Genomic DNA, 14324 nt, shown 5'->3' with positions numbered 1-14324 from the left:
CGAGTGAGCGGAGAGCGGGTCGGCAACGCAAGAGATTCAGAACGGGGTGTCGTCTCCGAACGACCCCGGGGTGCTCCATGCGTCGGCGCTCGTCTGCGACCCGGGGGTCGACCACGGCTCCTCCGAGACCTGCTGGCGCGGCTGTCCGCCGCCGCCGAACTGGCCCTGGCCACCGCCGCCGCCCTGGCCGCCCGCGGCGCGGGTGACCTGTGCGGTGGCGTAACGCAGCGACGGCCCGATCTCATCGATCTCGAGCTCGATCGAGGTGCGCTTCTGGCCCTCACGGTCCTCGTAGGAGCGCTGACGGAGACGGCCCTGCGCGATGACGCGCATGCCCTTCGTCAGCGAGCCCGCGACGTGCTCGGCGAACTCGCGCCACACGCTGGCCCGCAGGAAGAGAGCCTCGCCGTCCTTCCACTCGCCGGACGCGCGATCGAAATTGCGCGGCGTCGAGGCGATCGTGAAGTTCGCCACGGGCAGCCCGTTCTGCGTGTAACGCAGCTCGGGGTCGGCCGTGAGGTTCCCCACAACGGTGATGACGGTTTCGCCGGCCATGGGACTTAGGCCTTCGCCGCCGTCTTGCGAGCCGCGCGAGCCTCGGCGCGCTTCGCCTCCGAAGCGACCATCGCGATGGCCTCCTCGGCGCGCAGCACCTTGGTGCGCATGATCTGCTCGTTGAGGCCGAGCTGGCGGTCCAGCTCCTGGGTGGCCTCGCTGGTCGCGGTGAAGTTGACGACGGCGTAGATGCCCTCGTTCTTCTTCTGGATCTCGTAGGCGAGACGGCGCTTGCCCCAGATGTCGATGTTCTCGATGGTGCCACCGTTGTCGGTGATCACCGTGAGGAACTTGTCGACGATCGCGGGAACCTGGCGCTCGTCGATCTCCGGCTGCAGGATGGCCATGAGCTCGTACTGGTGCGTCACTTACCCACCTCCTTCGGACTTGATCGGCTGCCGGGCATTTCCCGACAGCAGGAGGGTGTGTTGCACGTCATGCGGGCGAGCGCGAGCGCGCGCGGATCCGCACAACCTGGACAGCATAGCGGATCAGGCTGGCACGCCCCCTCAGCCGGATCGACGCCGGCGATGCGCGGCTCTCGGACGATCCGGCCTCCCGCGCTACCGTGACAGCGTGAGCATCCAGTCGAGCCCGCCCCCGCGCACGTTCCCGTTCGAGGCGCGCCCGCTTCTCGAGCCGGTGGACAAGCGCGAGGCGCAGCGCTTCCACGAGGAGCTGAAGCGACGCTTCCCCGCGGCGCGGATGAGCGCGGTCGCGATCGTCTTCCTGGTGATCGCCGGAGTCGTCTTCCTCGGCGCGCTGCTCCCGATCGTGATCTCGGTCGCGGCGATCGCGGTGACGACCTCGGCCGACGGCGGCGGGTTCGGTCTGCTTCCGCTGCTGCCGGTCCTGTTCATCGTCGGGGTGGTCGGGCTGCTCGTGTTCGTCCTCGTGCGCGCGAACCTCGCCAGGACGAAGGAGCGACGGTACCGCCTCGACCGGTTCGCGCGCGCGAACGCGATGACGTATCGCCCGACGCTTCCCGCGCCGAAGCTGCCCGGCATGATCTTCGACCGCGGAAGCGGACGGACAGCGAGCGACCTGCTGCGCGGCGAGCATCCGCGGTTCGTCGAGTTCGCGAACTACGAGTACACGACGGGCTCGGGCAAGGAGCAGACGACGCACCGCTGGGGCTACGTGGCGATCCACATCGGCACGCCCCTGCCGCACATCGTGCTCGACGCGGTGGGCAACAACGCGGTGTTCGGATCGAACCTGCCCGCGCAGTTCGCCAAGGCCCAGCGCCTGAGCCTGGAAGGCGACTTCGACCGCTACTTCACGCTGTACTGCCCCGAGGGGTACGAGCGCGACGCACTCTATCTCTTCACCCCGGATGTGATGGCGCGCTTCATCGACCACGCCGCGCAGCTGGACGTCGAGATCGTCGACGAGTGGCTGTTCCTCTACACGGGGCGCCCCGTCGTCACGCTGCATCCCGGCACCTGGGCGTGGCTGTTCTCCGCCGTGTCGGCGCTGATGGACAAGCTCGCCCAGTGGCAGCGCTGGCGCGACGACCGGCTCGCCGCGGAGGCTCAGGCGTGGGCGCAGCGCGATGCCCGGGCCGTCGCTCCGGCCGCGGCCGCGGCGGGCGCGGCGCCGGTTTCGGCACCCTTCCCGTTCCACACGACGGCGAGCGCCGCGCCTCCCCCGCCGACCGACTGGCTCGGCCCGAAGGGGGTCGCCCAGCCGGGGCGCCGGCTGAAGGGCGGGGTTCCCTGGGCCCTGATCATCGGCGGCGGCATCCTGCTGCTCGTCCTCGTCGGCCCGATGCTCCTCGGCCTCGCCGGGATGCTCGTCTCCCTCGCGTCGTAAGGGTCTGCGCGGAGCGAAGCGTCGGGGCCCGGACGTCCTCCCCCGAGGCATCCGGACCCCGCGCGGTCGGAACGGGCTCCGTTAACCGCACAGCCTGACGCGGAAACCCCCCGGTGACCACGCCTGGCGACGTCTTCACTAGAAGAGACGCGGAAGGGCCGGATCGGTTACGCGACTTCCGGAAGTTTTCTCAGATCTCTTCCGGATCCGGCCCGGGATGCCCCTCGAACGGGCGCAGGATGCGGTCGAGGAAGCGGCGGGTGCGCTCGTTCTGCGGGTTGCGGAAGATCTGCTCCGCCGGCCCGCGCTCGGCGACGACGCCGCCGTCGAGGAACAGCACCTCGTCGGCGACCTCGCGCGCGAACTGCAGCTCGTGTGTGACGACGACCATGGTCCAGCCCTCGTCGGCGAGCTCCTTCATCACGACGAGCACCTCGCCGACCAGCTCGGGGTCGAGCGCCGAAGTCGGCTCGTCGAACAGCAGCAGGTCGGGCCGCAGCGCCAGGGCGCGGACGATGCCGACCCGCTGCTGCTGACCGCCGGAGAGCTCGTGCGGGTAGGCGTCGCGCTTCGCAGCGAGGCCGACGCGGTCGAGCAGCTCCTCGGCGCGGGCGATCGCCTCCGCGCGCGGCTCGCGCTGAACCGTCACGGGCCCCTCGATCACGTTCTGGATGACCGTGCGGTGCGGGAAGAGGTTGTGGTGCTGGAACACCATGGCGGAGCGATCCCGGATGGCGAAGCGCTCGGGCTTGGCGAGGCCGCGCGCGAAGTCGACCTCGGGCCCGCCGTCGAACGCGAGCGTCCCGGCATCCGGGGTCTCGAGGCCGTTGAGCGAGCGCAGCACGGTGGTCTTGCCGGATCCGCTCGCGCCGATCACGGCGACCACTTCGCCCCGGCGCACCTCGAGGTCGATCCCCTTCAGCACCTCGTGGTCGCCGAATCGCTTGCGCAGGCCGCGCGCCGTCAGCAGCCTGTCGCCGATCGTGTGCTCAGTGCGCGACATAGCGATCCAGCCTCTTCTCGATCCGATCCTGCGCGAACGCCAGCACCGTGCAGAACATCCAGTAGATGAGCGCCGCCTCGATGTAGATCGTCATGAACTCGCTCGAGAAGGTCGCGATCCGCTGCGCCTCTTTGAACATCTCGGTGACGAGGATCATCGACGCGAGCGACGTGTCCTTCACCAGCGAGATGAACGTGTTCGACAGCGGCGGCACGCTCACGCGGGCGGCCTGCGGCAGGATGATCCGGCGCAGGGTCGTGACGTTCGACATGCCGATCGTGTAGCCGGCCTCCCACTGCCCCTTGGGGACCGAGAGGATGGCCGCGCGGATGATCTCGGCCGCGTAGCCGCCGACGTTCAGCGAGAACGCGATGATCGCGCTCGGCCACGGGTCGAGCGTCACACCGATCGACGGCAGGCCGTAGAAGATCACGAACAGCTGCACAAGCAGCGGCGTGCCGCGGATGATCGACACGTACGCCCGGCCGATCCATGACAGCACGGCATTGGGCGAGAGCCGCAGCAGCGCGATGCCGAGGGCGATCACGAGACCCAGCGCGAACGACGCGAGGGTCAGCGGGATCGTGCCCCGCAGGCCGCCCAGCAGCAGCGGCCAGAACGAGTCGACGATCAGCTGCCAGTCCATCTGTTCAGAAACCTCTCGCGCGCTGCGGGGCCGCAAGCGGCTCCCTTCCTCCCCCGAGCATGTCCCACTTCGCGCCGCTTACAGAACGACCGTGTCCCACTTGATGCCGGAATCACGCGCGGATTCCGGCACGAAGTGGGACACGGCCCGCGGCGGGAGGATTACTTCGAGACGTCCTCGCCGAAGAACTGCTCGCCCAGCTCGGCGAGCGTGCCGTCCTCGGCCAGCTCGGCCAGGGCGCCGTCGATCGCCTCGGCGAGCTCGGCGTTCTCCTTCGTGAACACGAAGGCCATCTCGCCGGCCTCGGGCGTCTCGGCCGCGATCTTGATCGGCGCGTCGGGGTGCTGCTTGGCGTAGTCGAGGAACGTCAGCTTGTCGTTGATCGTCGCGTCGATGCGGCCCTGCTCGAGCAGCGCGATCGACTGCGCCCAGCCCTCGACCGCCTGCACGTCCGCGCCCGACTCCTCGGCAAGCGCGCCCCAGTTGCTCGACATCGACTGGGCGGTGGTCTTGCCCTCGAGGTCGTCGAACGACGTGATGTCGGTGTTGTCCTCGGGCACCACGATGACGCCGGGCGACACCGTGTACGGCGTCGAGAACGTGTACTTCGCCTTGCGCTCGTCGTTGATCGTGACCTGGTTCGCGATCGTCTCGAAGCGACCGGCGTCGAGGCCCGCGAAGATCGCGTCCCACTGCGTCTCCTCGAACTGCACCTCGACGCCCAGCTTCTCGCCGACGGCCTTGGCGACCTCGACGTCGTAGCCGGTGAGCTCGCCCGCGCCGTCCTCGTGGTAGCTGAAGGGAGGGTAGGTGCCCTCGGTCGCGACGATCAGCGTGCCGTCGGCGAGCGCGGCGGGTCCCTCGACGGCCGGGCCCTCGGCGGCGGGCTGCGAGCAGCCGGCGAGCGCGAGAAGCGCGACGGATGCGGCGGCGACGGTGGTGATGCGGGTGAGGCGCATGGATGGATCCTTCGTGAGGAGAGAGGTCGGGCGACAGGCCCGATCATCTAGCTCAGCACGCGGGCCCAGGAGTTGTCGAACCCGGGAGACGCCGTGTTTCTTCCCCCGGCGGGAAACCCTCGGCCGGAACTCAGGCGGTGGCGAGCGGCCCTCACGGCCGAGGGAAGGGGCCGGACCGCACCGAAGAGCGGTGCGGCGCTACGCGGTCGGAGCCGCGCGTGCCTCGTCGCGACGGCGGATGATCTCGCGGCGCACGCGAGAGGTCAGCAGCGACGGATCGCCGAGGACGGGCAGCGACGCCCAGTCGTCGGGGTCGTCGACGCCGAGCGCCGCGAGGTACGCGCCCGCGCGCGCGGCGGGGGTGCCGCCGCGCAGCCCGAGCGCCGCCATCAGCGCCGAGGGCTGCGCCGCGCCGGCCGGAGCGAACGCGTCGTTGGCGGTGCCGGCGATCCACACGATCGCGGCCGCGGCCAGCTCGGGCTTGCCCTTCGCGAACAGCCGAGGGTCGGTCTCCACCAGCAGGTCGGCGATCCGCGTGGCCGCGATCGCGAGCTCGGGATCCTCGAACAGCTCGGCGGACGCGCGCTCGATGTGGCCGCGCACAGCCTCGAGGCCGCGACGCACCCGCTCGTCCAGCCCGCGGTGATCCGCCACAACGCGCGTCATCGGCACGGCATCCAGGGCGTCGAGGTGCCGGCGCCCGCCGACCCGGGCCGCGAGCACCGAGAGCGCGCCGCCGTCCTCGGCCGGGGCCTCGTCGTCGAACTCGAGCAGGTCGAGCAGGGTGTCGGCGAGTTCGTCGACCGTCTCGAGCGATCGCGCGGTCAGCCCGGCCGGCACCCCCGCGCGGGCGTGGCCCTCATCGATCAGCGCGCGCAGCGCCGCAAGCACGCCCTCCGGATCGGCCTCGGTGGCGTCGTCGAACGGCAGGATCTCGATCAGCAGCGCCTCGACGAACGTGTCGCTCCAGATCCGCGGATCCCCGGCGCCGCTGTGCTCGCGGTTGAGCGAGATCAGAAGGCGGGCGTGGCCCTCGCCCTCGGGAAGCCGCTCGGCGACGGCCGCGGTGAGCTCGTCGTCCAGGGCGGCATCCGCACCGGCCCTGGGGAAGCCGGATCCGCCCTCGGGCAGCGTCCGCAGCAGCCACGCGAGCAGCGGGCGCGACGCGGGCCAGGTCGCGGTGACAAGCGGCGGCTCGAGTGCCAGATCCTCGGCCATCGCCTGCTCGACGCGCGCGCGGGCGTCGGCGGCGGACACCTCAACCCTCGGGTACTCGTCGGCGTCGACGCCCTTGCTTCCCGCGGCGAGCGCGGCAGGGAGGGTCTCGGGCGCGATGAACGCGTCGCCGAGAACGCCGCCGCCGTCGCGGTCGATGAAGACCGTCGCGGTCGCGGGCGTGCCATCCGCGAGTGTCGCGCCGATGAGGATCGTCGCGTCGGCGCCGAGCACGTGGTCGAACGCGGCGACGCTCGTGACGTCCGCCGCGTCCGGGGAGTCAAGCCACGCCGGCAGGTTGCGCCAGCGGCCGCCCGCCTCCGCGCGGATGCGCTCCGCGAGCGCGGTGTCGCCCGATCCCGCGCCGTCGAGCAGGATCGCCATCGCCAGCAGCAGCGCGTCGCTCTGCCGCACGCTGTCGGCAAGGGTGCGGTCGACCATCTCGGCGAGCGTCGGCATCCCGCTGACAGGGTTCCCCTCGCCGTCGAGCGGACGTCGCAGCATCTCGAGCACGGTGCTCGCGTAGGCGAGCAGGTCGAACGCGTCTCCCCGGAGCGCCTCGTCGACGTTGCGGATGAGATCGAGGTCGCGGCGGGGCATTGTTCGAGGGTATCCGGCGGCTCCTGAGTGGCCGGGCGATATGCCGCGCGCGGATAGACTTGGTTCCCGTCCGGCCAGCCGCCTGAGGAGCCACCGCGTGACCACCCCCACGATCGACACCGTCGCCAACGCGGCCGCAACGCCCGAGCGCGAGCAGCCTTTCGAGGCGCTGGGTCTGAAGCCCGACGAGTACGCGAAGATCCGCGAGATCCTCGGCCGCCGCCCCACCTCGGGCGAGCTGGCGATGTACTCCGTGATGTGGTCGGAGCACTGCTCCTACAAGTCGAGCAAGATCTACCTGCGCCGCTTCGGCGAGAAGGTCTCCGACGAGATGAAGAAGCGCCTTATGGTCGGCATGGGCCAGAACGCGGGCGTCGTCGACGTGGGCGAGGGCTGGGCGGTGACCTTCAAGGTCGAGTCGCACAACCACCCGTCCTACATCGAGCCGTTCCAGGGCGCCGCGACCGGCGTCGGCGGCATCGTCCGCGACATCATCTCGATGGGCGCCCGTCCGGTCGCCGTCATGGACCAGCTGCGCTTCGGCGCCATCGACCACCCCGACACCGCGCGCGTCGTGCACGGCGTCGTGTCGGGAATCTCGTCGTACGGAAACTGCCTCGGCCTGCCGAACATCGGCGGCGAGACCGTCTTCGACTCGGTCTACCAGGCCAACCCGCTCGTCAACGCGCTCGCGGTCGGCGTGATGCGTCACGAGGACATCCGCCTCGCCAACGCCACCGGCGCCGGCAACAAGGTCGTCCTGTTCGGCGCCCGCACCGGCGGAGACGGCATCGGCGGCGCGTCCATCCTTGCCTCCGACACCTTCGCCGACGGCGGCCCCACGAAGCGGCCCGCGGTGCAGGTCGGAGACCCGTTCGCCGAGAAGGTGCTCATCGAGTGCTGCCTCGAGCTGTACAAGGGCGACCTCGTCGAGGCGATCCAGGACCTCGGCGCCGCCGGCATCTCCTGCGCGACGAGCGAGCTCGCCGCCAACGGCGGATCCGGGATGAACGTCGAGCTCACGAACGTGCTGCTGCGCGACCCCTCGCTCACCGCCGAGGAGATCCTCATGAGCGAGTCGCAGGAGCGCATGATGGCCATCGTCTCTCCCGAGAAGCTCGACGCGTTCCTCGAGGTCGTGAAGAAGTGGGATGTCGAGACCAGCGTGCTCGGCGAGGTCACCGGCGACGGCCGCCTCGTCATCACCTGGAACGGCGAGACCATCGTCGACGTCGACCCCTCGACCGTCGCGGTCGACGGCCCGGTCTACGAGCGCCCCGTCGCGTACCCGACCTGGATCGACGCGCTGCAGGCAGACTCGGCCGCCTCGCTCGCTCGCCCGACCGAGGGTGGCGAGATCCTGGATCAGCTGAAGAAGCTCACCGCGTCGCCGAACCTCGCCGATGCAAGCTGGATCACCAACCAGTACGACTACTACGTGCTCGGCAACACCGCCCTCGCCTTCCCCGACGACGCCGGAATGATCCGCGTCGACGAGGAGTCGGGCCTCGGCGTCTCGATCGCCACCGACGCGAACGGCCGCTACTGCCAGCTCGACCCGTACGCGGGAGCGCAGCTCGCCCTGGCCGAGGCCTACCGCAACGTCGCCGTCACCGGCGCGATGCCCACGGCGGTCACCGACTGCCTGAACTTCGGCTCGCCCGAGAACCCAGAGGTCATGTGGCAGTTCTCGCAGGCCGTCGACGGCCTGTCGGACGCCTGCCTCGAGCTCGGCGTGCCGGTCACGGGCGGCAACGTGTCGTTCTACAACCAGACGGGCGACACCCCGATCCACCCGACCCCGGTCGTCGGCGTGCTCGGCATCATCGACGACGTCTCGCGCCGCATCCCGAGCGGATGGCAGGACGCGGGCGAGAACATCTACCTGCTGGGCACCACGGCCCTGGAGCTCGACGGATCGGCGTGGGCCGGCACCATCCACGGTCACCTCGGCGGACGCCCGCCGAAGGTCGACCTCGCCGCCGAGCGCCGCCTCGCGGGGCTCATCCAGGCCGCGAAGGACGAGATGCTCGTCTCGAGCGCGCACGACCTGTCGGAGGGCGGCCTCGCCCAGTCGCTCGTCGACGCGGTGCTGCGCTTCGGCGTCGGCGCCCGCGTGTGGCTGCGCGAACTCATGGAGCGCGACGGCGTCGACGCCGCGACCGCCCTGTTCTCGGAGTCGACGGGCCGCGTCATCGTGACGGTTCCCCGCGAGGAGGACGTGAAGTTCCGCGGCCTGTGCGCGGGCCGCGGCTACCCCGTGCTGCGCATCGGCGTGACCGACTCCGGATCGGTCGAGGATGGACCCGCGCTCGAGGTGACCGACCTGTTCACGGTGCCGGTCGCCGAGCTCCGCGCCCTGTCGACGGGCACGCTTCCCGCCGCCTTCGGGCCGACCGTCGCCGAGCCGGTCGCGGTCTGAGATGACGGATCCCGGCGTGCGCATCAACCACTCGGAGCTCGAGCCCGACGGCGAGGCCTCGGACCACTGGAACGAGCGCCGCAACCGCCGGATCCGCGCGGTCGCGTGGGTCGTCATCGGCGCGCTGCTCGTCACGGGCGGCGGGGCGACAGTGCTCGCCCTGCTGTTCGGCTGATGTTCGGCCGCCGCGCGGAGCCCCCGCTGCCGACGCAGCCCTGGGCAGGCGCGGGCACGACGGCCGAGGCCGTCACGGTCGAGCTGCCGGTGCTGTTCGGCCGCAAGCCGGTCGGCTGCGTGCGCTTCGCCGAGGGCGAGACCTTCCGCGCCGATGACCTCCGCGAGGCGGCCGCCGGGCGCGCGCTCGTCCTCGAGAGCGTGGGCCGTGATCCGCTCGCGTTCCTCTTCCGCGCCGACGCCCCGTCCCCGGGTTCCGCGATCGCTCCGCTCGCGGCCGGGCGGGATCCCGAGTCGTGGCTGCTCGCGCACACGACGGGGTATGACGGGGCCGCCGCATTGAGCACGGTGCTCAGCCCGACGGAGTTCGCGGCCCTCGGCGCCTGGCTCGGCACGCGATAGCGCAGGGCCCTAGAGTCTCAGCGTGGAAGAGTTCTTCAGGTTTCTCGGGAACTACTTCTGGCTGTGGTTCGTCTTCGGCGGCGCCATCGTCGGCGGCGTCCGAGGCATCCAGTCGTGGTCCGCGCGCGCGGCGAAGCGCCGTCACAAGCGCCGCCTCGAGATCATCCGCGCGAAGGCCGAGGCGAAGGCGCTTGCGGCGGCCGCGCTTCCGGCCGGTGTGGAGGAGGCGGACAAGCGCACGCGCGCCGACCGCCTCCAACGACTTATGGACGCGCACGACGACGTCACGCGGCGCTGGCTCGAATACGAACTCGACGTCGCGAAGCTCATCGCGTTCCCGACGATGAGCGACGGGCGCGAGGCCCTCACGGCGGCGTTCCTGCGCGCGAAGAAGGTCGCCGACGGGCTGCGTCCCGCATCCCCCGACGCCAGGATCGACGCCGAGGAGCTCGCCGAGTACCGCGACGCCGTTCACGACTACGAGGTGGCCTTCGACGTCGCCGAGCAGGATGCGCGCCGCGTGCGCGACAGCGGATTCACCGAGGCTGAGCGCAAGCGGCTCGAGCGCGCACGGCAGCTGCTGCAGGTCGCGGTCGACCGGTCGGCCACCGCCGCCGAGCGCCAGGTGGCGTATCGGCGCGTGCGCGACGAGCTCGACGGGCTCATCGCCGTCTCGGACGAAGCGATCGAGGTGCTCGAGCAGAAGGTCGCCGCCCCGCTCGAGCAGCGCCGCCCGCCCGAGCCCACCTGACCCGCCGCTGCGGGTCGCCGAGCAGGCATCTGTGCCGCGAGCGGGCATGCGCGCGCATACCTGATCCCGGTGGCGATGCCTGCTCGGCGACGGAGTGTCGGATGTTCCCCCTAGCGTTGACCTGATGTCCGAGATGCTGCCTCCCGATCCCTTCCTCCCCGACGATCGGGCGGGAGCGCGGACGAGCGCATCCGGGCTTCCCGCGTGGCGCCGGCTCGACTGGCGGCGCCTGCGGGGCGTCGCGTCGTTCCTGGCGATCGTGCTGCTTGTCGCCGGCGCGACCGGGCAGGCGGCCGGAACCGTCATCGCGGGCCGCCTCTCGGGAGACCCCACGGTCGACGCGCTGATCCTCTTCGCCCTGTGCGTGGTCGGCGGCGCGATCGTCGACAGCGTCGGCCAGGTGCTGTGGGCCGGCGTCGTCGACCGCGCCGAGGGACGCCTGCGCGGCGACCTGCTGACGGCGGCGATGAGCCAGCCGCTCGCGGTGCTGTCGGAGCAGGCGGTCGGCGAGGTCATGGACCGGGTGGATGACGACACCCGCGCGGTCGGATCCCTCGTGCGGCGCCAGCTCTGGGGAGTCGGGCGCACCCTCGCGGGCGTCCTGCCGCTGTGGATCGTCGCGAGCATCACCTGGTGGCCCGCCTGGTTTATGTTCCCGGTGCTCGGCGTTGTGGTCGCGCTGGTGTCGCGGCCGCTGCTGCGCGAGATCGCGCGGCGCAAGGTCGTCGAGGAGGAGGCCTGGACGGATCACGCCGCCGCGTTCGAGGAGGCCGTCGCGGCGCGCAACGACCTGCGCACGAGCCTCGGCCAGGCGTTCGCGGTGCGTCGCCTCGCGCAGATCTCCGCGGTCGTCCACGCCCGGCTGCGGGCCCTCACGGGGCTCGAGATGCGCCTCATCTACCGGGCCGAGGTGCTGCTCCACGCACTGCTGGGCGGCGTCGCCGTCACGGGCGCCGTGCTCGCGTTCGGCGGCAGCCTGCCCGTGCAGCAGCTCGTCACGCTGTTCCTGGCGACCGCGCTGCTCGTCGGATCCGTGTCGAACCTCGTCCACCACCTTCCCGACATCCAGGAGGGGATCGGCGCGCTGATCCGCATCCGGCAGATGCTCGAGGTCGAGCCCGAGCCTGTCGGCGGCCTCGACGTTCCCGCGGGCCCCGTCGCCCTCGAGGTGCGCGGGCTCGACTTCGCGTACGAGGAGGGCGCGTTCGCCCTGGCGGACGTGTCGCTCGAGGTCCCCGCCGGGCAGACAGTGGCGCTCGTCGGGCGCACTGGATCGGGCAAGTCGACGCTCGCGGCGCTCGTCTCGCGCGCCCAGGAGCCCCCGCCCGGCACCGTGTTCCTCGGCGGCGTGGATGTGCGCGACCTCGACCTGCAGAAGCTGCGCGCGACGGTCGGCGTCGTGACGCAGCGCACCGAGATCCTCTCGGGAACCCTTGCCGAGAACATCGCCCTGTTCTCGCCCGTCGACCGGGGCGAGATCGAGGCCGCGGTCGTCGAGCTCGGCATCGCCGACTGGGTCGCAGGCCTGCCCGACGGCCTCGACACGCCGCTGGGGCCCGGCGGCACCGCGCTGTCCGCGGGCGAGGAGCAGCTCGTCGCCTTCGCGCGGCTGCTCGTGCGGCACGTCCAGGTCGTTGTGCTGGACGAGGCGACCGCGCGCATGGATCCGCTCACCGAGGCGCGCGTCGTCGCCGCCTCCGAACGCCTGCTCACCGGCCGGACGGGAGTGCTCGTCGCCCACCGCCTCACGACGATCGAGCGGGCCGACCTCGTCGCCGTGCTCGACCACGGGCGGGTCGTGCAGCAGGGACCGCGGACGGCGCTCGCGGTGGCCGACGGGCCGTTCCGCCGCCTCCAGGAGGCCGCCGCCTCGGACGGCGTGATCGACGACGCGGTGCCTTCCGACGCGGTGCCATCCGGCGACGCGGATGAACCCGGCCAGGCGTCCCCCGCGCAGGAGGCGCCGGCGGACGACCCCGTGGCCGACGGCGCCGCGGGCGTCGGCACGCGCCGGCGCACCGGCACCCCGCCCGACCTCCCCGAGCCGGGCGACGGACCGTCGCTCGCGCGCGGCATCCTGCACGTGCTGTTCGTGCGGCCGCAGTGGGGCGTCGTGGGCGCCGCGCTGTTCCTGGTGGCCTCGCTCGCCTCGGCGCAGGGAGCGCTGACCGGGTTCCTCTGGGGCCGGACGGTGGAGGCGCTCCAGGCGGGCGACCTGCCCTGGGGCCTGCTCGCCGCGCTTGTGCTGCTTGTGCTGATCAGCCCGCTGGCGCTGGGCCGGGCGATCTACCTCTACCCGAGCTGGTGGATCGAGAACCTGCTGCGGGTGCGCATGCGGGTCATGTACGGCCAGACCCGACAGCACCGGCTGCCGACCACGCCGGCGGGCGAGATCGTCGCCCGCGCGATGGATGCCGACCGCTACGTCATGTACGCCGACCGCTGGGTCGACTTCGTCAACGGCCTGATCATCGCGGCGGTCACCGCGCTCGTCTCGCGGTCCTGGCTCGCGGGCGGCGTGCTGCTCGCGGTCATGGTCGTCTCGGCGCTCGCGGCCGCGCTCGGCCGGCCGATCGCCGGCCGGTCGGCGACGCGCTCCTCTGCCGCCCGCGCGCGGTTCGGCCGTTCGCTCGTCTCCGCGCTCGATGCGGCCCGCACCGTCAAGCTCGCCGCCCGCACCCCCGAGGTGCACAGGCACCTGCAGGAGGTCGACAGCGGCCGCGTGCGCGCGGCGATCTTCGAGCACCGCGTCCAGGCGGTGCTCGACGGCGTGCCCATCGTCACGCTTCACCTCGGCGCCGTGGCCGCGTGGGCGGCGTTCCTCACGGACATCTGGAACCTCGCGACCACCCTCCTCGTCGCGAACGCCGTGACCGGCTTCGGCTGGTTCGGCGTCGTCGCGGGCGCCGTCGTCACCGAGGCACCGGGCACGCGCAGCTGGCAGCAGGCCACCGCGCGCTTCGCGGGCGGCGTGGATCTCGTCGACCCGGTCCCGGGCGTCGACCTCGTCGCCGGCACCGCGCCCGAGCCTCCCGCCGTGCGACGGGAGCCGCTCGAGGCCCTCGAACTCGCCGGCGTCACCGCCGTGCACGACGACGGAACCCTCGGAGTCAGCGGCGTCGACCTCACGGTCCGGCGGGGCGAGCTCATCCTGCTGCTCGGGCAGGTCGGGTCCGGCAAGTCGAGCCTGCTCGCCGCGCTCGCGGGACTCATGGAGCACACGGGCCGGATCCGGTGGAACGGCACCGACATCGCCGACGCGCAGGCGTTCCTGCGCCCCGGTCAGGTGGCGCACGTCGCCCAGGTCCCCCGGGTGCTCAGCGGCACCTTCGCCGACAACGTGCGCCTCGACCACGAGCGCGACGTCGAGGGACCGATCGACGGCGCCCGGCTCGGTCAGGATGTGTCGGAGGCGGGCGGCGCGCACGCGCTCGTCGGGCACCGCGGCGTGCGACTCTCGGGCGGCCAGGTGCAGCGCCTCGCGCTCGCGCGGGCGCTCGCCACCGACGCCGAGCTGCTGCTCGCCGACGACGTCTCCTCGGCGCTCGACGCCCGCACCGAGATCGAGCTCTGGCAGGCGCTGCGCGACCGCGGCACGACCGTCATCGGCGCCACCTCGAAGCGGGCGGCGCTCGCCCGCGCGGATCGGGTGGTCGTGCTGTCCGACGGAGCGGTCGCGGCCGTAGGACCCTGGCGCGACCTCGCCCCGCGGTGGAGCCACCTCGCCGGCTGACCCCGAACCCGCTCCTTCTCGCCCACCCCGCAGCCGTTGTCGTGCGAGC

At 72.0% G+C, this 14324-nt stretch carries 12 protein-coding genes; 6 read left to right on the top strand and 6 right to left on the bottom strand.

Features of this window, described 5'->3' with window-relative positions:
* Positions 1–36: 36 nt before the first annotated feature.
* The gene (locus tag IR155_RS09155; RefSeq protein WP_135114531.1) at positions 37–555 is read right to left on the bottom strand and encodes a single-stranded DNA-binding protein; all 519 of its coding nucleotides are present in this window, start codon (positions 553–555) and stop codon (positions 37–39) included.
* 5 nt (positions 556–560) lie between these two features.
* Entirely contained in the window at positions 561–923 is a 363-nt protein-coding gene (rpsF, locus tag IR155_RS09150) for a 30S ribosomal protein S6 (protein WP_135114530.1), read from the bottom strand.
* 214 nt (positions 924–1137) lie between these two features.
* Between rpsF and IR155_RS09145 the strand changes: the two genes are divergently transcribed.
* Positions 1138–2370, top strand: a complete 1233-nt coding sequence (locus tag IR155_RS09145) for a hypothetical protein (protein ID WP_135114549.1) — start codon at positions 1138–1140, stop codon at positions 2368–2370.
* A 190-nt stretch (positions 2371–2560) separates the two neighbouring features.
* Here the strand turns inward: IR155_RS09145 and IR155_RS09140 are convergent, their stop codons facing one another.
* From IR155_RS09140 to IR155_RS09125, 4 genes are all read right to left on the bottom strand, one after another.
* A complete protein-coding gene (locus tag IR155_RS09140) occupies positions 2561–3373 on the bottom strand; it encodes an amino acid ABC transporter ATP-binding protein (protein WP_135114529.1) in 813 nt (270 codons plus the stop codon).
* Complete coding sequence (locus tag IR155_RS09135; protein ID WP_135114528.1) at positions 3360–4019, bottom strand: amino acid ABC transporter permease; 660 nt, start codon at positions 4017–4019, stop codon at positions 3360–3362. Before IR155_RS09135 ends, IR155_RS09140 begins: the two co-directional genes overlap by 14 nt.
* A gap of 161 nt (positions 4020–4180) precedes the next feature.
* Positions 4181–4978: an amino acid ABC transporter substrate-binding protein gene (locus IR155_RS09130; protein WP_135114527.1), complete on the bottom strand. Its 798-nt coding sequence runs from the start codon at positions 4976–4978 to the stop codon at positions 4181–4183.
* A 198-nt stretch (positions 4979–5176) separates the two neighbouring features.
* Complete coding sequence (locus tag IR155_RS09125) at positions 5177–6793, bottom strand: hypothetical protein (protein ID WP_135114526.1); 1617 nt, start codon at positions 6791–6793, stop codon at positions 5177–5179.
* A 40-nt stretch (positions 6794–6833) separates the two neighbouring features.
* Between IR155_RS09125 and purL the strand changes: the two genes are divergently transcribed.
* From purL to IR155_RS09100, 5 genes are all read left to right on the top strand, one after another.
* Positions 6834–9215, top strand: coding sequence for a phosphoribosylformylglycinamidine synthase subunit PurL (purL, locus tag IR155_RS09120; RefSeq protein ID WP_135114525.1), 2382 nt, complete (start codon positions 6834–6836; stop codon positions 9213–9215).
* Positions 9216–9231: 16 nt separating this feature from the next.
* Positions 9232–9390 (top strand): hypothetical protein, encoded by a 159-nt coding sequence (locus IR155_RS09115; protein WP_194210318.1) that lies wholly within the window; start codon positions 9232–9234, stop codon positions 9388–9390.
* Positions 9390–9791, top strand: coding sequence for a hypothetical protein (locus tag IR155_RS09110; protein ID WP_135114524.1), 402 nt, complete (start codon positions 9390–9392; stop codon positions 9789–9791). Before IR155_RS09115 ends, IR155_RS09110 begins: the two co-directional genes overlap by 1 nt.
* A gap of 22 nt (positions 9792–9813) precedes the next feature.
* On the top strand, positions 9814–10542 hold the full coding sequence (locus IR155_RS09105; protein WP_135114523.1) for a hypothetical protein: 729 nt from the start codon (positions 9814–9816) through the stop codon (positions 10540–10542).
* A gap of 124 nt (positions 10543–10666) precedes the next feature.
* Complete coding sequence (locus tag IR155_RS09100) at positions 10667–14275, top strand: ATP-binding cassette domain-containing protein (RefSeq protein ID WP_228066936.1); 3609 nt, start codon at positions 10667–10669, stop codon at positions 14273–14275.
* Positions 14276–14324 lie beyond the last annotated feature (49 nt).

Origin of the sequence: Microbacterium paludicola, assembly GCF_015235415.1 — a bacterium.
GTDB lineage: Bacteria > Actinomycetota > Actinomycetes > Actinomycetales > Microbacteriaceae > Microbacterium > Microbacterium paludicola.
This window is presented reverse-complemented; position numbering and strand designations above follow the sequence as displayed.

Excerpts from the sequence above, each read along its gene's own strand:
- IR155_RS09100 (WP_228066936.1), top strand. The coding sequence starts at position 10,667 with ATGTCCGAGATGCTGCCTCCCGATCCCTTCCTCCCCGACGATCGGGCG.
- IR155_RS09125 (WP_135114526.1), bottom strand. The coding sequence starts at position 6,793 with ATGCCCCGCCGCGACCTCGATCTCATCCGCAACGTCGACGAGGCGCTC.
- IR155_RS09130 (WP_135114527.1), bottom strand. The coding sequence starts at position 4,978 with ATGCGCCTCACCCGCATCACCACCGTCGCCGCCGCATCCGTCGCGCTT.
- IR155_RS09110 (WP_135114524.1), top strand. The coding sequence starts at position 9,390 with ATGTTCGGCCGCCGCGCGGAGCCCCCGCTGCCGACGCAGCCCTGGGCA.
- IR155_RS09140 (WP_135114529.1), bottom strand. The coding sequence starts at position 3,373 with ATGTCGCGCACTGAGCACACGATCGGCGACAGGCTGCTGACGGCGCGC.
- IR155_RS09155 (WP_135114531.1), bottom strand. The coding sequence starts at position 555 with ATGGCCGGCGAAACCGTCATCACCGTTGTGGGGAACCTCACGGCCGAC.
- purL (WP_135114525.1), top strand. The coding sequence starts at position 6,834 with ATGCCGCGCGCGGATAGACTTGGTTCCCGTCCGGCCAGCCGCCTGAGG.
- IR155_RS09135 (WP_135114528.1), bottom strand. The coding sequence starts at position 4,019 with ATGGACTGGCAGCTGATCGTCGACTCGTTCTGGCCGCTGCTGCTGGGC.